Below are 21,011 nucleotides of genomic sequence, written 5' to 3' on the forward strand. Positions count from 1 at the left end.
GCAGTGTCACCGCCGGTCCGGCTGGGCAAGTGCGCGGTCCAGGAGCACGCGCCGTTCGGCGGCTGCGACGGCGTGCCGGGTGCGCTGGACCGCATCGGGCGAGACGGACACCGACGTGATGCCCGCGCGCACGAGATGCTCCACGAATTCCGGACGGGTGGAGGGCGCCTGGCCGCACAGCGACGAGGTGATGCCGAGCCGGCGGGCGGTGGTGACGATCTGCGCGATGGCGTCCAGCACCGCCGCATCGGATTCGTCGAACAATTCGGCGCACTCCTCGGAATCGCGGTCCACGCCCAGCATGAGCTGGGTCAGATCGTTGCTGCCGATGGAGATTCCGTCGATCCCCAGTCCGACGTACTCCGGTAGCCGGTAGATCACCGACGGCACCTCGGCCATGACCCAGCGGTGCAGGCCCCGCTGGCGTCCGAGCGGGCTCGCGTCGACGAGCTCGAGGCACTGCTCGAGTTCCCAGCGGGTGCGGACGAACGGGATCATCAGGTGCACGTTCGGGGTCTGTTCGCGCACGCGTGCGAGCGCGGCCAGTTCGAGCCGGAACATCTCCGGCTGGCGTACGTAGCGGTAGCAGCCCCGGAACCCGATCATCGGGTTGTGCTCCCGGGGCTCGTAGCGCTCGCCGCCCTCGAGCGCCCGGAACTCGTTGCTGCGCATATCGCTTGCCCGGTAGACGACCGGGCGCGGCGCGAAGGCGGAGCTGATCCGTTGGATGGAGGCCGTCATGCTCTGGACGAACTTCTCGTCCTCGCCGCGGGCGATGAGATCGCGGGGATGGCGGCCGCCGAGCGCCTGGGTCAGCAGGACCTCGGCGCGCAGCAGGCCGACCCCGTCAGCGTCGCCGGCGGCGACGCGTTCGGCGACTTCGGGCAGCGCGAGATTCACGTAGACGCGGGTCGCGGTGGCCTCGGGTGCGGTGGTCTCGGGGACCGGACGCGGCACCGCGGTGATGGTGGCCGGAAGCGGGTTTCCGGCGTACACCTGGCCGGCGGACCCGTCGACGGTGACCTCCTGGCCGGTGGTCAGCTGGGAGGTGGCCGTGCGGGCTCCGACGATGCACGGGATACCGAGTTCGCGCGCCACAATGGCCGCGTGGCAGGTCATGCCGCCGCTGTCGGTCACCACCGCGGCGGCCCTCGACAGGGTCGGCAGCCAGTCCGGATTGGTCATGGGAGCGATCAGTATCTCGCCGTCGCCCAGCGCGGATCCCTCTGCGGGAGAGCGTAATACGCGCGCGGGCCCAGTGGCGCGGCCGGGTGCCGCGGCCAGCCCGCGCACCAGCACCCGACCCTCGACGGTGGGCGCCACGGGCGGTTTCGCCGCGGCGTCGCCGGGCAGTATGGTGATCGGCCGCGCCTGGACCAGCCAGAGATGCTCGTCGTCGAAGACCCATTCGACGTCCTGGGGGCGGCCGTGGTGCGCCTGCACCTCGAGCGCGAGCCGGGCCACGGCGACGGCCTGGTCGTCGGTGAGCGCCGGCGCCTCGGCCTCGGATTCGGAGAGCTGAATTCGCTGATCGCCGTCCGCGCCGGGCACGATGGCGAAGCTCTGGCTGCCGACCTCGGTGCTGAGCAGTGTCGGTCCGGCCGCGTCGAGTATGTAGGTGTCGGGTGTGACGGCGCCGGACACCACCACCTCGCCCTGGCCGCGCGCGGCGTCGATGACGATGCGATCGAGCGAACCGGTGGCAGGGTCGGCGGTGAAGGCCACGCCGGCCGTGCGGGCGGCCACCATCCGCTGCACCACCACGGCCATCTCGGGACGATTGTGCATGCCGCGCCGCGCCCGATAGGTCAGCACGCGCGGGGAGAACAGCGATGCCCAGCAGTCGGTCAGCGCGGTGATCAATTCATCGTCGCCGTGAATATTGGTGTGGGACACGTTCATTCCCGCGAACGACGCGGTCGCGCTGTCCTCGCCGACTGCCGAGGACCGCACGGCCACGGTCACCGCGTCGCCGAGCCGGTGGTAGGCCGACAGCACGGCATCACGGACGGCCGGCGACATCGGGGTGTCGTGCACGAATTCCCGCATGCGGCGGCACAGCTCGTCGAGCTGCTGTGTCTCGTCGCGGGTCGCGCCCTGCGCTGCCGCGAGCCCGCGGGTGTGCAGTTCGTCGAGTTCCGGGCCGTGCGCACCCGCGCAGATCACCTCTTCGTAGGCGGATTTCAGCACGACGAACCCCGGCGGCACGGGCAGCCGCGCCGCGACCAGTTCGCCGAGATTGGCGCCCTTGCCGCCGGCGCGGTCGGCATCGGTCAATCGCAGTTCATCGAAGGTGGCGACGTAGTCACCCATGACGGCTCCAGTTCTTTTTCGATCCGGGCAGCACGAGCAGCAACAGGATCGGGACGGCGAGGATGAACAAGGCGGACAGCATCGCCAGCGGCGACGCGCCGCTGAGTTCGAGGCCGGTGACCACGAAGGGAAGTGCGATGACGAACAGAGGGGCGTGCCGGATCGTCACTGCTGTGCCTCCGGAGTCTCGAAAATGCCCGCGGAGGTGAGAATGTCACTGAAATCGGCACCGAGCAGCAGGCGCCGCAGGGGTACCGGAAGCTGTGCCAGCACGTGGTCGAGCTGGCCGGGGGAGAACAGCTGAGCCAGCGCATCGGTGACCGCCGCGGACATCCGCCTCGCTTCCTCCGCCGACACGTCCGCCGTCCGGGCGAACTGGTGCAGGAACGACTGCGGATCATGGCGCACCGGAACACGTCCCGGCGTCCAGCCCTCGTAGTAGACACCGCGCAGCAGCGTGGGCAGCTGGGCGCTCAGGTGTGCAGCCGCGCCGATGTCGAGGCGGTCGCGCACGGTGTGCAGCCAGGCGCGCAGGGCCCGATGCGCCTCCATCCGGTCGTCGGTGCCGAGCCGGTCGGCGACGGTGCGCAGCCAGATGCGGCCGGTATGGATCGCCGGGGCGAACGGATCGGTGTGATGGCTCATCGGCATGGCCTTTCGCGAAGACGGGATGACCGGGGGCGTGCGGGTCAGGGGTGGGTCGGAGTGGCCTTGGCCTGCGGCAGGTGCAGAGCCTGCGCGATGGTGTCGGTCCAGATCGTGATGTCGGACCAGTCGCGCAGGTCCCCGTAGCGGGCACCGCCGAGCACGCGGTACATGGCGCGCGCGGGCAGCGAGACCCCGGCGCGTTCGTAGTGGCCGGCGAACGCGTGGAAATCACGCGGTGTGATCGAATCACGCAGGGCGGCAATCTTCTTCGGGACGAGATGGCCGATGCGCCGCCCGGTCGGACCGACCAGGGCCGGCCCCAGCCCGACGCTGAACAGCCACACCGGGTACGCCTGCAGTTCGTGGCGATGCGACCGGACGAATGCGGCCATCTCCGGCAGCAGGGCCAGATCGTGCACGGCGCTGCCCAGCACGATGGCATCGAAGGGCGTGAGTTCGGGAGCGTGCTCGACGTCGGCGACCTCGACGGTCGCGCCGCGGGCCGTGAGGTAGGCGCCGATGAAATCGGCGATCTCACGGGTGGATCCCTGGGCGGTGGCGTAGATGACGGCGACGCGGGGAGCGGTGGTTTCCATGCATCGAGCCTGCTCGCGTGGCCGGATTTCGGTGAGAGGACTCCTACCCGTGGTGACCGGGACCATGGTCCTCGACCGCCTCAGCCGGCCGCCGCCGCGGGGTGGGACAGGTCGGCCAGTGCGGCGGCGAGCAATCGACGGGCTTCTTCGGCCGGTCCGGCGAGCTCGGGCCTGGCCAGGACCTCGGCGAGCAGCGTGGGATCGGTGGCCTCCACGAGCACGCCGGTCCGGTCGGCCCGCACGACGACATTGCATGGCAACAGCAATCCCGCCTCTCGGTCGACGGCGAGGGCGCGACCGGCGAGCTGCGGGTTGCAGGCTCCGAGGATCAGGTACTCCTCGATGTGCTCACCGGTCCCCTCCCGGAGGGCGGCCTGGACATCGAATTCGGTCACGACGCCGAATCCGTGCTCCCGCAATGCGATCCGGGTGCGGTCCACAGCGTCGGGAAACGTCACCTCGAGGTGGACGGTAATGGCCGCGGCGGGGGCCACCGGAATCCGGATCTCGGTGATCAGCAGACGGGGATCGCTGACCTCGTCGGGGCCGATGAGATACGCCTCCGTCGGTGGTCCGATGGGTCGATAGCCGTTGCCCTGCAGCCACTCTCGCAATGCGCGGTACCCGGCGTCGATGTCGCGATAGCTGCCGCGATGACAGGTGCGAGCGACCAGCGTGGGCGACTGGATGGTCAGCTCCGCACCCGAACTCGGGCCGAGGGCGGGCGCGGCCTCGATGGGGAGCCCGAATTCGACGACGATGGCATCCTCGGCGGGCAGTTCCCGATGGAAGGTGATCATCGGCGCGCCGTTCGCGACGAGCCCGGCCCGCTCGGCCACCTCCGCCAGCCGGTTCATGCCGCCGACAATGCCGTCGCTCAACAGGTCCGGGCGGATCTCCAGCGGTATGCGCAGCACCGCCTGCGGCGGGGTGTCGCACACGTTCACCCGGTACTCCATGACGCGCCTCCTTCGACAGTTCGTGCGTTCAGCGTGCGTCCGGACGTAGGGGCGGCACAGAGGACAAGGTCACGGTGGCGGGGGAACAAACGCACAGCCGTGCGGCGCGATCGGCCGGAGTGGACCAAGGTCCCGAGATCGTCCGACCATGGTGGCGTCACAGGCAGGGCCGAGAGCGACGACGTCGTCCCAGCGAGTGGTCCCGCCACAACGGCGTGGCGGCGGTGCCCGCGGCAATGACGAACCCGGCCCAGGACGCGCCCAGTGCCCAACCGGCAACGATGTCGCTGACATAGTGGACGCCGAGATAGACACGGGAAGAACCCACGGCGACAACCAGAACGACCGCCGCGGCCCAGACGGCGAGGCAGGTCCGCCGGGACCATCGATACGCGCGGGTGAGCATCCACGCCGACACCACCGCGACCACGGCGATGCCCGCGGCATGACCGGACGGGAAGGACGATCCGTCGACGGCGATCGCCCGCTCCGCATCCGGTGGGCGGGGCCTTCCCACCGCCAGTTTCACCGTCACCACCATCAGCCCGAACCCCGCGAAGGCGGCCGTTCCCAGGGCGACAGGTGCGAGCGTGCGCACTCGGATGGTCGTCACGGCTGCGGCGGCGGCGATGGTCGTGGCCAGAACGGGCGGATTGCCCACGTCGGTCAGCCCGCGCATGATCGTGGTGAGTGCCGGTTCGCGATGTGCCGCAATCCATGCCGAGATCGGCCGATCCCATGCGGTGAATCCGTCCCCGTCGAGGACATTGTCGAGGATCGCCGCGAACAACACCGCCAGTGCGCACACGGCCGCCGCTCCCGCTGCTGTCACGAGTACCGCGATGCCGCCCGGAGTCAACCCCCGACCCGGTCTCCCACGATCGGCAGGCCGGGGCATGTTCACAGCCGTTCGTCGGCGGCGAGGGCGAAATAGTTCTCCTCCTCCTGCACGAAGTGCAGGCGCAGCACGGCGTGCAGGCCGTAGAGGCAGGCCAGCAGGTCGTCGATCTGATCCGGGTCGAATTCGCCACGCGCGTGGGCCAGTTCGAGATGGGTGCCGATGCGGGTGGCCAGCCGTTGGATCTCGGCGTGCGCGCGGCTCATGGTGGCCGTTGCCTCGGTGCCGCCGAGCGGCCCGGCGAGTGCGGGATAGAGCTGGGTCTCCTCGGCCACCTCATGGGGCAGCAGGTCTTCGATCAGAAAACGGTGCACGTTGTCGAGTGCCGCGAGGGCAGCGTCGTCGGGGCGGTCCGCGACCCGGTCGGCGACCGCGCGGAGCTTGGCGAGGGCGTCCTGCATGACATCGTGTTCGGCGGCGAAGCGGTGGAGCAGCTCTTCGGTATCCGCCGGCAGGTCCAGACTGGCGGCCGGATTACCGCGCAGTGCTCGCAGCGCGTTCAGGATGACGGCGACGTCGATGGCCTCCTGAAGCAGCGCGCCCGCCGCGGGCGGCAGCCAGCCGACGGCCGCGACGATCATGGCCGCCAGCGACAGGGACATGCCGACGGTCGCGCTCTGGACCGCGATCCGCCGCGACCAGCGGGCGATGTCCATGGCGTCCGCGAGCCGGTCCAGCCGATCGGTGGTGAGCACGATGTCGGCGGCCTCGGACGAGGCGGTCGAACCCCGCGCTCCCATGGCCACCCCGACTGTGGCGGCGGCGAGGGCGGGCGCGTCGTTGATGCCGTCGCCCACCATGACGGTTACCTGCTGCTGGCTCTCCCGACGCACCGCCTCGACCTTGTCGGCCGGGCTCTGGCCCGCGTAGACCTCGTCGAGGCCCAGCACCGTCGCGACCTCGCGCGCGGGCTCGGGGCGATCGCCGGTGAGCATGACGAGGCGGTTCAGCCCGGCCTCACGCAGCCGGCGCAGGGTGCGGGGCGCCTGCCGCCGCAAGGGATCCCGCAGCAACACGACACCCCTGGGGTCGTCGTCGACGACGATCCAGGCGACGGCGGCGGAGTCCAGCCGTGCCCGATTCATCACCGGCCGCGCCCATTCCGGGGTGATCATCGACTCCGGCAGCTTCCCCACCTGCACGCGATGACCGTCGACCGTGCCGGTGACGCCGCGACCCGCCTGCTCGGAAACCGCTGTGGCAACGTCGAGCTGGAGCTTGCGGGCCAGCGCCTCGGTCACGATCGCCTCGGCCAGCACGTGCGGCGACAGCTGATCCACCGAGGCGGCCAGCCGCAACAGCCACGCTTCATCCACGCCCGGAGCGGCGGCGACTTCCGTGACCACGGGCCGTCCGGCCGTGACGGTACCAGTCTTGTCCATGACCAGAGTTGTTGCGCGACCGAGATTTTCCAACGCCCCGCCGTCGCGCACCACCACGCCGACCCGTGACGCGCGTGACAGCCCCGACACGATGGCAACGGGTGCGGCCAGCAACAACGGGCACGGTGTCGCGACCACGAGCACCGCCACCGCGCGCACCAGCGATCCGCTGAACCAGTACGCGGCACCCGCGACGAGCAGGGTCAGCGGGAGAAACCACACGGCATAGCGGTCCGCCAACCGGACCGTGGGCGCAGTGGCGGCTCCCGCCTCGCGTGCCAGCCGCACGATCCCGGCGTAGGTGCTGTCGTCGGCCGTTGCGGTGGCCCGCATCTCGAACACGCCCCCGGCATTGAGCACGCCGCTGCGCACCGGCTCCCCGGGGGCGCGCTCGACCTGGAGCGGTTCTCCCGTCAGTGCCGATTCATCGAGCGCCGCAACGGTATCCATGATCCTGCCGTCGGTGGGAACCACCTCGCCGGCGGCGATCACCAGGATGTCGCCCGGAACGATCTCATCGAGATCGACGACCCGCACCACGTCCCCCTGCCGTAGCCGTGCCGACCGCGGTGCCCGCTCGAGCAGGGCCCGCAGATCCCGGGCCGCGCGCCGCTCGGCGGCGGCATCGAGCGCATGCCCGCCGCTGAGCATGACCGCGATCAGCGCGCCCGCGAGGTACTCGTGCACCCAGAGCGTGCCGGCCAGCGACAACACCGCGATGAGGTCCACTCCGGCGCGCCCGCGGCGCAACGCCGCGACGACCCACCACACCGCCGGGACCATGGCCACCACCGTGCCCGCGGCCCAGCACCGGTCGGCCACTCCTGTCGCCCCCGCGGCCCAGGCGACGCCACCGGCGACCAGCGGTGCGATCGTCCCGGCCAGCAGCGCCGTTCCGAGGATGCCGCCGGCTCGATCCAGCCAAGCGTGCAAACGTGAATCGCCCACCATGCTCTCGTCCCTTCACCGGGTGTGCACTCCCGATCAGTGCATCGCAGTTGTCCGCCGGAGTGGCAGGGCCACAGTCCCCGAACACCACTGCCCTTCGTCCCTGTCGCGGCCGGACCACGGCTCCTGATGCGGTGTGCCCGATCGGGCAACCTGAGACAAGGATCTCGGTGTGCGAGTCGGTGTTGCCGGGCTCATCGGTGCCATGTCGGTTGTGGGCTGTGCCGTGTCCGATGGATGTCCGAGACAGGACCTTCGGCCCTGTGGGGGCGCCGGTGCGGGTGTTGACATGGATCGAGGAGATGCAGTGCCGGGATCAGGTGAGAAAGGGTTTGCAGTTGAACCGTGGGTATCAGTTCGCTCCGCGCGCCACCGTGAGTCTGGGGCGTGTGGAAGCGCTGCGGCTGCTGGCCGGTGTCCCGTTCGGGAGGGTCGTCTTCACGCGCGACGCGTTGCCCGCTGTGCGGCCGGTGAACCATCTGGTCGACGAGGGCGAGATCATCGTCGTGCGGACCCTGCTCACGTCTCGGCTGACATCGTCCGTGCGCGCGGATTCGAATGTGGTGGTGGCGTACGAGGCCGACGACATCGACCCCGTCGCGGGGCTGGGATGGTCGGTGGTGGTGACGGGGATCGCCCGCACCGTGACGGATCCGGAACGGGTCGCACGCTACGAGCGCCTGCTGCAGCCATGGGTCGACGGGGAGATGGACACCATCGTCGCCATCGAGCCGACGCTGGTGACCGGAGTGCGGCTCGTGGCGAAGCAGGCGGTTTAGCGGGTTCAGGACGCGGAAGCGCCCGCCGCCGAAGGCGTTCCGGTGGCGAAACGCGCAGCGCGACGGCGCAATCGATGATCGGGCCGGCGATCGCGGGCGGCCGGGACGGCGGGGGGTGTCCGGAAGAACCAGTGCTTCGCGGTTTCCGCCAGCGCCAGGTACACGACGATCATGGCGAGCAGCGCGACGAAGAAGGCGCCGGGCAGCGGCTGGAAGCCGAGCGTGGCGGCCAGCGGCGTCAGGGGCAGCAGTGCGCCGATTCCCACCGCGGCCAGCGCGGCGGTGAGCAGGGCGACGCTCGGGTGGCTGCGGAAGAAGGGCGTTCTGCGGGTGCGGATCACGAACAGCACCAGGGTCTGGGTGGCAAGCGATTCGACGAACCAGGCGGTGTGGAAGAGGGCTTCGCCCGCGTGGAAGACCCACAGCATGATGCCGAAGGTCGCGAAGTCGAACACCGAGCTGATGGGACCGAACACCAGCATGAATCGCCGGATCAGCCCGATGTCCCAGCGCGCGGGCCGGGCCAGCTGCTCCTCGTCGACGGTGTCGGTGGGGATGGCGAGCTGGCTGGAGTCATAGAGCAGATTGTTGAGCAGGATCTGCGAGGGCAGCATGGGCAGGAACGGCAGGAACGCGGAAGCGCCCGCCGCGCTGAACATATTGCCGAAATTGCTGGACGTGCCCATCAAGACATACTTCATGGTGTTGGCGAACACGCGCCGGCCCTGGGTGACGCCGTCCGCCAGGACCTGCAGGTCCTTCTCGAGCAGCACGACGTCGGCGGCGTCCTTGGCGACGTCGGTGGCGGCGTCCACGGAGATTCCGACATCGGCGGCGTGCAGGGCGAGCGCGTCGTTGACGCCGTCGCCGAGGAACGCGACATCGACGCCGAGCGACCGCTGCGCGCGAACGATGCGCGCCTTCTGCTCGGGATCGATGCGGGCGAAAACTGTTGTGGTGGCCAACTTCCCGGTGAGCTCGGCGTCGGTGAGCCGGTCGAGGTCGGCGCCCGACAGGGTCTCGCCCGCCGGTAGGCCCAGCTGTTCGCAGACCCGCGCGGCCACTGTCGGATGATCGCCGGTGATGACCTTGACCGCGACGCCGAGTGTGGCCAGGCGGCTGATCGCCTCGCGCGCAGAGGCTTTCGGCGGGTCGAGGAACACGAGGAACCCGGCCAGTCGCAGACCGGTCTCGTCGGCGGCCGTCAGCGACGTCCGCCCGGGCGCCGGACGGGTCGCGACGGCGACCACGCGGTGCCCGGCCGCGAACTCGGTGCCGAGCGCCCGGGTGGCCGCATCCGGCACGTTCTCGCAGCAGGCGAGGACGGCTTCGGGTGCTCCCTTCGTAATGATCGTTCCCCCGGTGTCCGGTGCATCGACCAGGACCGAGACCATGCGCCGCCGATGATCGAAAGGCAGTGTGGCGAGCCGGGTGTGCCGCTCGGCGCCGTCTCGCGGTGCGAGCGGCGCGGCCCACAGTGCCGTGTCGAGCGCGTCACCGCCGGCGAGCCGGCCGTTCTGGATCACGCCGTCGGTGCAGGCCATGCCCAGCTCGATGACATCGCCGCCGGTGTCCGGTTCGGCGGTGACCGCGCGCATGAATTCGATCCGTCCCTCGGTCAATGTGCCGGTCTTGTCGGTGAACAACACTTCGATGTCGCCGAGATCCTCGATGCAGACCAGCCGCTTCACCAGTACCTTGCGCTGCGCCAGGATTCGTGACCCGGCCGCCAGGCTGGTCGACACCACCGCCGGCAGCAGTTGCGGGGAAATGCCGACCGCGATCGCCAGCGAGAACATCAGCGCGTCCAGCAGCGGCCGGTGCAACACCAGGTTCACCCCGAAGATGCCGATCGTCAGAACGGCGGCGACGCGCACCAGGAGCATCGAGAACCGGCGCAGCCCGGCCTGGAACTCGGTCTCGGGCTCCCGGCGCGCCAAACCGACGGCGATACGCCCGAATTCGGTGTCGCCACCAGTCGCGGTCACGACGCCACGGCCGGTCCCGGCGGCGACCACCGTGCCCATGAGTGCGCAGCAGGCCAGCTCGGACACCGGGCTTCCCGCCGCTACCGGGTCGGTCGATTTGATCACCGGTTCCGACTCGCCGGTCAGTACCGATTCATCGCACTGCAGTCCGGTCACGGACAACAGCCGCATATCCGCGGGCACCAGCTCGCCGGGCCGCAGCTGGACGATGTCGCCCGGTACCAGCTCCGCGAGGTCGACCGATCGTGCCTGTCCGGCACGCGTCACCACGACTCGATGCCGGATGCGCTCGTGCAGTGCGGCCGCCGCCTGCTCGGCACGGAATTCGTTGACGGTGCCCAGGCCGACGGACATCGCCACGATCACCCCGATGACCACCGCATCGCTGCGCTCGCCGAGGAAGAACGACACCAGGGCGGTCACGGCGAGCAGCAGCAGGAGCGGCGAGCGCAATTGCCGCGCGATGACCGGCACGATGCGTGCGCGATGAGCCTGGATGGCGTTCGGCCCGAAAAGGCGTGCCCGTCCGGCGTATTCGGATTCGGTCAGCCCTTCGTCGCCGGTGGCCAGTGCGGTCAGAATCCGGTCGGCGGGCCGCGCCGCCGCGTCCGTGGCGGGTACGGCCCGAACCGTGTGCGGCAGCGTGCGATTCGTGGCCGAGGACAGCGTGTGGACGTGCATACAGTCGAGGGTTCCGCTGTCCGGGCCGGGCCGATAGGGCCTGCTCGCATCCGGGGAGGGGACCAAAGACCTTGCAACCGAGGACTTGCCGCCGCCGTTGGATAGCCCCGGCCTCGGGCGTGGGCCTGTCGGGCCGGTATGGGCGGATGCGGGAACGCACGATCGCCGCGCCTTCGGCCGAAGACGCGGCGGGGGGAGCGAGGTTCGCGCTATTGCGGACGCGGATGGTCGCCACGCAGCTTGGACGCGTAGACCGCGGCCTGGGTGCGCCGCTCCATGCCGAGCTTGGCGAGCAGCCGCGAGACGTAGTTCTTGACCGTCTTCTCCGCGAGGAACATGCGTTCGGCGATCTGCCGGTTGGTCAGCCCGTCGCCGAGCAGGTCGAGAAGTTTGCGCTCCTGGTCGGTGAGCCCGGCCAGCGGGCCGTCGGACTGGGTGCTGCGGCGCAGCCGATCCATCAGTGCCGCGGCGGCGCGGTTGTCCAGCAGCGAGCGGCCGGCGCCGACCTCCTTGATGGCCTTCGCCAACTCCATGCCCTTGATGTCCTTGACCACGTAACCGCTGGCTCCGGCGAGGATCGCGTCCATCATGGCCTGCTCGTCGGTGAACGAGGTGAGGATGAGGCAGCGCAACGCATCGACGCGCGAGAGCAGATCACGGCAGAGTTCGATGCCGTTCCCATCCGGCAGCCGGACATCGAGGACCGCGACATCCGGTTTCAACGCCGGGATTCTGGCCAGGGCCTGGGCCACATCGGAGGCTTCACCGATGACGGTGAGTTCTGGGTCGCTCTCGAGCAGGTCGACGAGTCCCCGGCGAACGATCTCGTGATCGTCAACAAGAAAAACCTTGATCATGGCCGGTTCCCAATCTGTAGGTCGTCGTAGTCGAACATAGTTCTCCGGGCGGATTATCGGGGATGGCCGGACGGAGCTGGGCCGCCGGGGGTGGCGGGAGCGGTGATCTCCAGGATCTGTTCGAGGGGCAGCCGTGGGGTATGGGGCGGCTGCCGGTCGGAGGCGGGAACCGTGCCGACCCGCACCAGCACCTGGGGCTGCTCCACACGGCCGGTGAGCTCGCGGATGACCGCTCGGCTCTGCGGCACTTCGGTGACGTGGGTGATCGGGCAGGTCGCATAGCCCGCGACCGTGCATTCGAGCAGGATGGTGGACAGCGCCTCACCGCAGCGCAGCAGTTCCGCGGAGCTGTTGCCGCTGGACACGACGAGAACCACGGACCGATCGTCCTCGATCTCGGTCCGGCGCGGCTCCTCGTCGACGGCCGGGAGTACGCGGCTCAGATCGACCCGCTCGCGCTCCGCCGCGGACACCCGGGCCGTCGGCGGGATGCCCTCCGCGGGGAGTGAATGCCCTGTCCACCACTGCAATTCGGCTTGATAGCCGGAATCGTAGCGGCGTATCGCCGCGGTCAGCCGTGAAGCGCGGGCGAGCTCGGTGCGGGCCTCGGGCGGCAGCACGGTGATCACCGCGTCGAAGGGGTCGACGATGACCGGCAGCACCGGTTCGAATTCGCGCCAGTCCGCCGGTGCGGAGAAAGGGAGCCGGTCGGTGTAGCGAACCGTGATGGCGGCGGCCCGATCCCGGTCGGCGTCGGTCACGATCCGCGCCGGCTCGAAGGTCACCGTCGCCGGCTGATCGTGCCGGTTGGGGTTCGGGAAGTACGTGACCTGCGTCTGCCACCCGGCCGCGGCCAGCGCGGCGCGCAGATGCCCCAGCGCGAGGCCACAGCTGATCATCATCTGCCGCCCGGACTGGTCGGTGGCAGGCAGCATGCGCGATGGTACCGAGAACAGGTGCAGGGCATCGCCGTCGAAGACCCAGCGCCACGGCTGGCTGTTGTGCAGGGAGGGCGCGCGACCGGCCAGCCGTACTGCCTGCTCGATCGTGTCGCCGCTGGGTAGTTGGCTCATGGACTCACGCTAGGACGGGTGGCGTGTGCGCTACAGGGGCCGTTGGTCCTCGTTACGGTGCTACAGGACCCTTGGCCCGGCGCCCGGACGCACGCACGCTGAAGCCGTGGACGACAACATGCAGCCCGCGCCGCTGATCGACGCGCGGCGCCATGACGCGGTGATCTTCGATATGGACGGTGTGGTGACCGACAGCGCCCGCGTCCACGCGGCGGCCTGGAAGGAGATGTTCGACGACTTCCTCGCGCATCGGATGCCGGCCCCGGGCGAGAACCTGTCGCCCTTCACCGACGACGACTACCTGCGGTGGGTGGACGGTGAACCGCGCTACCGGGGAGTGTCCGATTTCCTTGCCGCACGCGGTATTTCTCTGCCCGAAGGCGATCCCGCTGACGCCGAGGACGCGGGAACGGTGTGCGCACTCGGCAACCGGAAGGACCGGTTGTTCCTCGAACGGCTCGCCCGCGACGGCGTCCCCGCGTTCGACTCCACCGTGGCCCTGGTGCGGCGCCTGCAGACGGCGGGTATCGGTGTCGCGGTGTTCTCCGCCAGCCGCAACTGCGCCGACGTGCTGCGGGCCGCCGGTATCGGAGACCTGTTCGCGGTGCGGGTGGACGGCATCGTGGCGGCCGAGCTGGGCCTGGCGGGCAAGCCCGACCCGGCGATGCTGCGCGAGGCCGCGCGCCGGCTGGGCGCGGAGCCGGAGCGGACGGTCGTCGTCGAGGACGCGGAGGCCGGTGTCGCGGCGGGCCGGGCCGGCGGATTCGGTCTGGTGATCGGCGTCGACCGGGGCGGGCACGGCGATCGGCTGGCCGAGCGCGGGGCTGATGTGGTGGTGCCGGACCTCGATCGGGTGCGGCTGCGCAATGGTTTCCGGCGGATGTCGGAGGTGCCGGAGGCGGCCGCGGGGCGGCTCGGTGATCTGCTCGACACCGAAAAGGCCTGCGTCCTGCTCGATTTCGACGGCACGCTGTCGGCCATCGTCCCCGATCCGGCGGCCGCGACCCTGGTGGAGGGCGGCGCGGCGGCGCTGACGCGGCTCGCGGCGCAGTGCCCGGTCGCCATTGTCAGCGGGCGTGAGCTGGAGGATCTGCACGATCGGGTCGGTGTCGCCGGACTCTGGTACGGCGGGTGTCACGGCTTCGAATTGCAGGCCCCGGACGGCACGACGTACGTGCACGATGCCGCTCCGGGCGCGGAACGGGCGCTGGCGGCAGCAGCGGAAGAGCTGGCGCGGTCGTTGAGCGCGATCGAGGGGATCCTGGTGGAGCACAAGCGCTTCGCGGTCGCCGTGCACTATCGGCGGGTCGCCCCGGAACACGTCGGCGCGGTGACGGCCGCCGTGCACGCGCAGGCGCACCAGCGCGGCCTGCGCGTGACGGGCGGACGCAAAGTGGTTGAACTGCGGCCGGACATGGACTGGGACAAGGGCACTGCGCTGCAGTGGATCCTCGGCCATCTCGTCACGCCCATGTTGCCGATCTACGTCGGCGACGACCTCACCGACGAGGACGCCTTCGACGCCGTGGAGGCCGAGGGCGTCTCGATCGTGGTCCGGCACGACGAGAACGGCGACCGGCGGACCGCCGCGCGCTTCGCGCTGCCCGGACCCGAGGGCGTGCCCTCCTTCCTCGACGATCTGGCCGTCCTGCTGGCCGCCGAATCCGCTGGGGCCGTGTCAGATTCGTGGGTGTTCGCCTTCGAGGGGTACGACCCGGCGCACGAGCGGCTGCGGGAGGCGCTGTGCACCGTCGGAAACGGATACCTCGCCACCCGCGGGGCCGCGCCGGAGTGCGCGGCAGGGGAGCACCACTACCCGGGTACCTATGTCGCCGGCATCTACAACCGGCTCTTCGATCAGATCTCAGGGCGCACGGTCGACAACGAGAGCCTGGTGAACCTACCGAACTGGCTACCGGTCACGTTCCGGATCGGCGACGGCGACTGGCTCGATATCGACACCGTCGAATTGCTGTCCTATCGACAGGAATTCGATCTGCGCCGGGCAGTCCTGCTGCGGCACTTCCGCTTCCGGGACGGCATCGGTCGCATCACCGCGGTGCGACAGCGGCGGTTCGCGGCCATGCACGCGCCGCACCTGTGCGCGCTCGAGACCGCGGTGACCGCCGAGAACTGGTCGGGGACAGTGGTCTTCCGCTCGACGGTGGACGGCGCGGTGAGAAACAGTCTGGTGGCGCGGTATCGGGACCTGTCGGAGGATCACCTCGAGCGGGTCTCGGCGCGGGAGCTGTCACCTGAATCGGTGCTGGTGGTGGTGCGCACCGGGCAATCCCGGATTCCGGTTGCGACCGCGGCGCGTGGCACGCTGCACCGAGAGAGTGTGAAGCTGTGTCCCGCCACAGAACTCGTCGAGAGCGACGGGTCGATCGGGCACGACCACGGCGTCGCGATGACCGAGGGTGACACGGTCGTGCTGGAGAAGATCGCGGCCGTGGTCACCGGCCGCGACCACGCGGTCTCGGCCCCGGACGACGAGGCCGCGCGCGCACTGCGCAGTGCCGGCCGGTTCGCGGACCTGCTCGAATCGCACACGGCCGCCTGGGAACATCTCTGGGATCGGCTCCGAATCGATCTGGGCGGCGGTGAGCACGCGACCCGGGTGATCCGGTTGCACCTGCTGCATCTGGTGCAGACGCTCTCGCCACACACCGCCGATCTGGACGTGGGGGTCCCCGCGCGGGGTTTGCACGGCGAGGCATATCGGGGGCACGTCTTCTGGGACGAGCTGTTCGTGCATCCGGTTCTGAGTCCTCGCTTCCCGCGACTCGCACGCGGTCTGCTGCGATACCGATACCGGCGGTTGCCGGAGGCGCGGCGCGCGGCGGCGGCCGCCGGGTTGTCCGGGGCGATGTTCCCGTGGCAGTCCGCCTCCGACGGCCGTGAGGAAAGCCAGCTCATGCATCTGAATCCGCTGTCGGGGCATTGGAATCCGGATCCGAGCCCGCGCGCCCACCATATCGGCAGTGCCATCGCCTACAACGTCTGGCAGTACTTCCAGTCGACCGGCGACCTCGAATTCCTCACCGACTACGGCGCCGAGCTCATGGTGGAGATCGCCCGGTACTGGGCGAGCCTGGCCGACTACGACCCACGCCACGACCGGTATCACCTGCGCGGGGTCATCGGGCCCGACGAATTCCACACCGGTTCGCCGAGCGCGCCGGGATCCGGCGTTGACGACAACGCCTACACGAATGTGATGGCGGTGTGGACGTTGCTGCGGGCGCGCGACGCGCTGGAACGGCTGACGCCCCGTGCACGGGCGGAACTGCTCGAATCGCTGCGGGTCTCACCGGTGGAACTGACGCGGTGGGAGCATGTCGGGCGGCGGATGTATGTGCCGTTCCACGACGAGGTCATCAGCCAGTTCGACGGTTACGAGCAACTGGCCGAACTGGATTGGGACGGCTACCGGCAGCGCTACGGCGAGATCCAGCGGCTCGATCGCATCCTCGAGGCCGAGGGCGACGACGTCAACCGCTACCGGGCCGGCAAACAGGCCGATGTCCTGATGCTGTTCTATCTGTTCTCCGCCGACGAATTGCGGGAGGTGCTCGGACACCTCGGCTATGACCTTCCCGGGGAGATGATTCCGCGGACGATCGACTACTACCTGGCCCGCACGTCGCATGGTTCGACGCTGAGCGCGCTGGTCCACGCCTGGGTGCTGGCCCGCGCGCACCGGGCGCGGGCGATGGAGTTCTTCGACCGGGTGCTGGACTCCGATATCGCCGATATCCAGGGCGGGACCACGCAGGAGGGAATCCACCTCGGCGCCATGGCCGGAACCATCGACCTGGTCCAGCGGTGCTTCACCGGAATGGAGATCCGGGCCGATCGCCTCATCTTCAACCCCTGCTGGCCCGACGAGCTGGGGGAGCTGCGCTTCTCGATCGTCTACCGCGGGCACCGGCTCGCGATCATGGTCAGCGCCTCCGCTCTGGAGGTCGCCGCCGATCCGGGCGTGGCGGACCCGGTGGAGATCCATTACGACGGGTTCACCGAGCTGCTGCCGGCGGGGGCGACGATCCGAATGCCGGTGAGCCGCAAGGCGTCCGATCCGGATCCGCTCACGACCGCAGCTGACTGACGCCCCATCGCGCCAGCCCGATCGCGACGGCCAGGTATTCGATGAGCGCGAGATACACCAGCACCGCGCCGTACAGCTGAGCCCAGAGGGAGATGTATTCGGTCGCGGCGGGAACCGCGACCACCATCGCCGCGCCGAGGACCAGGGCCACGGTCGCCACGGCATGCGGTGTTGCGGGAGGATTCATGGCAGCAAGTTTTGTCGCGGCTCGCGCGAATCAGCAGGGCCGATGTTCCCGACACCGGTGGGACCAACGGCCGAAGCCCCCAGGCCGCTCAGCCCGTCGCCGCGCAGAGGTCTTTGGTCCTCACTCCGAGGACGATCGCCTGCAGAGGGCGGTCAGGTCCCATTTCTACCGTGAGAGTACGAGCCCCTCCCCGGGCGCCGACGATTTCACCTCACCCCGGAGGTCAGGATGACACACCAGGAACTCGACGATCCGCATCGGCTGGCCTCGGCGCCCGTCGTGGTCGGCGTGGACAATTCGGAAGGTTCGGCGCGGGCGGTGCACTGGGCCGCGAACTACGCCGCACAGCGGCAGCGGCGACTGCACATCGTCCACGGCCTGGATCTGGTGGCGGTCAGCCGTGGCGTCGGTCCCTACTCGGTGGCGGCGCCGTCGCTGGCCGAGGCCGTCAAGGCCGCCGGTGCGGCGGCCATCGCCCGGGCCCGGCTGGCCGCCGGCGACTACGAGCCGGAACTGACGGTCACGTCCGCGGTGTCGACCGACAGTCCCGCCCAGGTGCTGATCGATCTCAGCGAGTCCGCCTTCACGGTGGTAATCGGAGCGACCGGGACGGCCGGCACGCTCTCGCATCTGGGATCCACCCTGTTCTCGGTGACCAGTCACGCCCGGGGCGCGGTGGTCGTGGTGCGGCCGGATCCCGACGCGGCCAATGCCGTTCGCGGCTCGGGTCCGGTCGTGGTCGGCGTGGACGGCAGCCGCGTGAGCGAGGCCGCGATCGGCGCGGCGTTCGCCGAAGCCTCCGAACGGGAGGTGGGACTGGTCGCCGTCCACGTCTTCAGCGATTGGGACACAGGGCAATTCGCCGACGCGGTGATCCCGGTGGTGACCGCGGAGCTGGCCGGCATCGAGGAGGCCGTCCTGGCCGAGCGGCTGGCCGGCTGGCAGGAGAAGTATCCGGATGTCGAGGTGACCCGCGAGGTGTTCGCCTCCGGGCCCGCCGGGCGGCTGGGGGAGCTGTCGAAGACCGCGCAGCTGGTCGTGGTCGGCAACCGCGGTCGTGGGGGATTCCTGGGAATGCTGCTCGGATCCACCACCCAATCCCTGGTGCAGCACGCGCACTGCCCGGTGATGGTCGTGCACGCCGATGACGAGGAGACGAAGCGATGACGATGACCATGCCCGGCGCCGGAACCGGAATCCGGGACGATCTGATCGATCTGGACGCGTGGTGGCGGGCTGCCAACTATCTGGCCGCCGGGCAGATCTACCTCATGGACAACCCGCTGCTCACCGAGAAGCTGCGGCCCGAGCACATCAAGCAGCGGCTGATCGGCCACTGGGGAACCGTGCCCGGGGTGACCCTGACCTACGCCCACCTCAATCGGGTCATCATGCGGACCGGGCAGCAGATGCTGTTCGTCCTGGGCCCCGGGCACGGTGCCGCGGCGCTCACCGCAGCGACCTGGCTCGAGGGCACCTATTCGCTGAGGCACCCGGAGGTCGGCCAGAACCTGGCCGGGATGCGAGAACTGTTCCGGCAGTTCTCCTTCCCGGGCGGTGTCCCCAGCCATGCCTCACCGCATCTGCCGGGTTCCATCCACGAGGGTGGCGAACTGGGCTATTCGCTCGCCCATGCCACCGGCGCGGCGCTGGACAATCCGAATCTGGTGGTGGCGTGCATGATCGGTGACGGCGAGGCCGAAACCGCGGCCCTGGCCACCAGCTGGCACGGGTCGCTGTTCCTGGACCGCGTCATCGACGGCACCGTACTGCCGATCCTGCACCTCAACGGCTACAAGATCGCGAATCCGACGCTGCTGGCGCGCATGCCGCGCGGCGAGCTCGACGCCATGCTCAGCGCGCAGGGCTGGGAGCCGATGTATGTAGACGGCGACAATCCGGCCGAGGTCCACGACCGGTATGCGACCGTGCTCGACGAGGCGATGGAGCGGATCCGGGAGATTCGCGAGTTCGCCGAGCGCGGCCTGGGTCCGCGCGACCCCTGCCGGCCGATGATCGTGTTGTCGACTCCGAAGGGGTGGACCGGTCCGGCGATGGTGGACGGCGTGCACGTGGAGGGCACCTTCCGCGCGCACCAGGTGCCATTGCCGGGCGTGCGCGAGAATCCGGAACGCCTTGCGCAACTGGAGGACTGGTTACGGTCCTATCGGCCCGAGGAGCTCTTCGACGACGAGGGCCGTCCGGTGGACCGGATCGCGCGCCTGCATCCCGAGCATCTGCAGATGAGCGCCAATCGCGCCGCCCACGGTCATGACAGCGTCGACCTGCAGCTGCCGTGCCCGACCGATTACGCCCTCGAATTCCCCGCTCCCGGAACCGAATCGGCGGAGGCGACGCGGGTGCTGGGCGGGTATCTGCGCGACGCGCTGGTCGAGAATCCGCACAATTTGCTGTTCTTCTCGCCGGACGAGCACACCTCCAATCGTCTGGATGCCGTGCTCGAGGTCACCGGCCGGCGCTGGCGCGGCAGGCGGATCGCGGGCGATGATCGGCTGTCCCCGGACGGCCGCGTCTTCGAGGTGCTGTCAGAGCATCTGTGCCAGGGCTGGCTGGAGGGCTATCTGCTGACCGGCAGGCACGGTGTGTTCTCCACTTACGAGGCCTTCGCGCACATCATCGACTCGATGGTGGTACAGCACGCCAAATGGCTGCACATGGCGGCGGAATTCCCTTGGCGCGAGCCAATTCCCAGCCTGAACTACCTGATCACCTCGCACGTGTGGCGGCAGGATCACAACGGGGCGTCGCATCAGGATCCCGGCTTCATCGACCATGTGCTCAGCAAGCGGCCCGAGGTCAGCCGGGTGTACCTGCCGCCGGACGCCAACTGCCTGCTGCACGTTTTCGACCACTGCCTGCGCAGCCGCGGCCGGGTGAATGTCGTGGTCGCCGGGAAGCAGCCCGCGCTGCAATACCTCGACGACGAGGCGGCGCGGCTGCACTGCGAGCAGGGTCTGGGTGTGTGGCATTGGGCGAGTTCGGATTCCGATCGTCCCGCCGAGGTCGTGCTCGCCTGTGCCGGGGACGTCCCCACCCAGGAAGCCCTGGCCGCCGCGGCGCTGCTGCGAGAGCTGGTGCCGGACTTGGCTGTCCGCGTTGTCAACGTGGTGGACCTGGCCCGCCTGTTCCCGCCGGATCGCCATCCGCACGGCATCTCGGACGAGGAATACCGCTTCGTCTTCACCGACGCGCCGGTGATCTTCGCCTTCCACGGCTACCCCTGGCTCATCCACCGCATCGCCTACCGCCGACCCGGCCACGACGTCATGCACGTCCACGGATTCACCGACAACGGCACCACCACAACACCTTTCAGCATGTGCGCCATGAACGGCATCGACCGCTTCACCCTGGCGGCCGCCGCCCTCGCCGAGGTGCCGCGCCTGTCCGAACAGCTCGCACCGCACACCGAAGAGCTCACAGCCCGCCGTGAGGCCGCCGACGCCTACGCCCGCCGCTACGGCATCGATCCACCGGAGATCGCCGACTGGCGCTGGCCCGTCTAGCCCGGGCCGCCCGCTGCACCGAATCGCGCCATTGGCAAGGGAGAGGTGCAGCGGGACGCGGGGC

At 69.7% G+C, this 21,011-nt stretch carries 15 protein-coding genes; 4 read left to right on the plus strand and 11 right to left on the minus strand.

What is annotated here, in order from left to right:
• Positions 1-6: 6 nt before the first annotated feature.
• The 7 genes from ppsA to ACFXHE_RS31545 all read right to left on the minus strand — a co-directional run bounded on the left by ppsA (position 7) and on the right by ACFXHE_RS31545 (position 7,747).
• A complete protein-coding gene (gene ppsA / locus ACFXHE_RS31515) occupies positions 7-2,313 on the minus strand; it encodes a phosphoenolpyruvate synthase (protein WP_379388095.1) in 2,307 nt (768 codons plus the stop codon).
• Positions 2,306-2,482: a hypothetical protein gene (locus ACFXHE_RS31520; protein ID WP_364618518.1), complete on the minus strand. Its 177-nt coding sequence runs from the start codon at positions 2,480-2,482 to the stop codon at positions 2,306-2,308. The genes ppsA and ACFXHE_RS31520 overlap by 8 nt, the downstream gene beginning before the upstream one ends.
• Positions 2,479-2,958: a DUF2267 domain-containing protein gene (locus ACFXHE_RS31525; protein WP_379388097.1), complete on the minus strand. Its 480-nt coding sequence runs from the start codon at positions 2,956-2,958 to the stop codon at positions 2,479-2,481. Before ACFXHE_RS31525 ends, ACFXHE_RS31520 begins: the two co-directional genes overlap by 4 nt.
• A gap of 44 nt (positions 2,959-3,002) precedes the next feature.
• Entirely contained in the window at positions 3,003-3,557 is a 555-nt protein-coding gene (locus ACFXHE_RS31530) for a flavodoxin domain-containing protein (RefSeq protein WP_379388099.1), read from the minus strand.
• Between the two features lie 80 nt (positions 3,558-3,637).
• Positions 3,638-4,516, minus strand: coding sequence for a DUF302 domain-containing protein (locus ACFXHE_RS31535; RefSeq protein ID WP_379388101.1), 879 nt, complete (start codon positions 4,514-4,516; stop codon positions 3,638-3,640).
• Between the two features lie 157 nt (positions 4,517-4,673).
• Entirely contained in the window at positions 4,674-5,348 is a 675-nt protein-coding gene (locus ACFXHE_RS31540; protein WP_379388102.1) for a phosphatase PAP2 family protein, read from the minus strand.
• Positions 5,349-5,416: 68 nt separating this feature from the next.
• Positions 5,417-7,747, minus strand: coding sequence for a heavy metal translocating P-type ATPase (locus ACFXHE_RS31545; RefSeq protein ID WP_379388103.1), 2,331 nt, complete (start codon positions 7,745-7,747; stop codon positions 5,417-5,419).
• Between the two features lie 335 nt (positions 7,748-8,082).
• On the opposite strand from ACFXHE_RS31545, the gene ACFXHE_RS31550 reads away from it, so the two are divergent.
• Positions 8,083-8,523 (plus strand): pyridoxamine 5'-phosphate oxidase family protein, encoded by a 441-nt coding sequence (locus ACFXHE_RS31550; protein ID WP_379388104.1) that lies wholly within the window; start codon positions 8,083-8,085, stop codon positions 8,521-8,523.
• Between the two features lie 5 nt (positions 8,524-8,528).
• On the opposite strand, the gene mgtA is transcribed toward ACFXHE_RS31550, so the two are convergent.
• The 3 genes from mgtA to ACFXHE_RS31565 form a co-directional block, all read right to left on the minus strand.
• Complete coding sequence (gene mgtA, locus ACFXHE_RS31555; RefSeq protein ID WP_379388106.1) at positions 8,529-11,192, minus strand: magnesium-translocating P-type ATPase; 2,664 nt, start codon at positions 11,190-11,192, stop codon at positions 8,529-8,531.
• 209 nt (positions 11,193-11,401) lie between these two features.
• The gene (locus ACFXHE_RS31560; protein WP_379388108.1) at positions 11,402-12,049 is read right to left on the minus strand and encodes a response regulator; all 648 of its coding nucleotides are present in this window, start codon (positions 12,047-12,049) and stop codon (positions 11,402-11,404) included.
• A 53-nt stretch (positions 12,050-12,102) separates the two neighbouring features.
• Entirely contained in the window at positions 12,103-13,122 is a 1,020-nt protein-coding gene (locus ACFXHE_RS31565; protein WP_379388110.1) for an Acg family FMN-binding oxidoreductase, read from the minus strand.
• Between the two features lie 118 nt (positions 13,123-13,240).
• Here ACFXHE_RS31565 and otsB point away from each other — a divergent pair, with 118 nt between their 5' ends.
• On the plus strand, positions 13,241-17,233 hold the full coding sequence (gene otsB / locus ACFXHE_RS31570) for a trehalose-phosphatase (protein WP_379388206.1): 3,993 nt from the start codon (positions 13,241-13,243) through the stop codon (positions 17,231-17,233).
• Here the strand turns inward: otsB and ACFXHE_RS31575 are convergent.
• Positions 17,214-17,420, minus strand: a complete 207-nt coding sequence (locus tag ACFXHE_RS31575; RefSeq protein ID WP_379388112.1) for a hypothetical protein — start codon at positions 17,418-17,420, stop codon at positions 17,214-17,216. The two genes, otsB and ACFXHE_RS31575, sit on opposite strands and share 20 nt — an antisense overlap.
• A 228-nt stretch (positions 17,421-17,648) precedes the next feature.
• Here ACFXHE_RS31575 and ACFXHE_RS31580 point away from each other — a divergent pair, with 228 nt between their 5' ends.
• Positions 17,649-18,587 (plus strand): universal stress protein, encoded by a 939-nt coding sequence (locus ACFXHE_RS31580; RefSeq protein ID WP_379388114.1) that lies wholly within the window; start codon positions 17,649-17,651, stop codon positions 18,585-18,587.
• Complete coding sequence (locus tag ACFXHE_RS31585; protein WP_379388116.1) at positions 18,584-20,947, plus strand: phosphoketolase; 2,364 nt, start codon at positions 18,584-18,586, stop codon at positions 20,945-20,947. Before ACFXHE_RS31580 ends, ACFXHE_RS31585 begins: the two co-directional genes overlap by 4 nt.
• Positions 20,948-21,011 lie beyond the last annotated feature (64 nt).

The organism is Nocardia sp. NPDC059229 (genome assembly GCF_042754165.1).
Taxonomy (GTDB): Bacteria; Actinomycetota; Actinomycetes; order Mycobacteriales; family Mycobacteriaceae; genus Nocardia.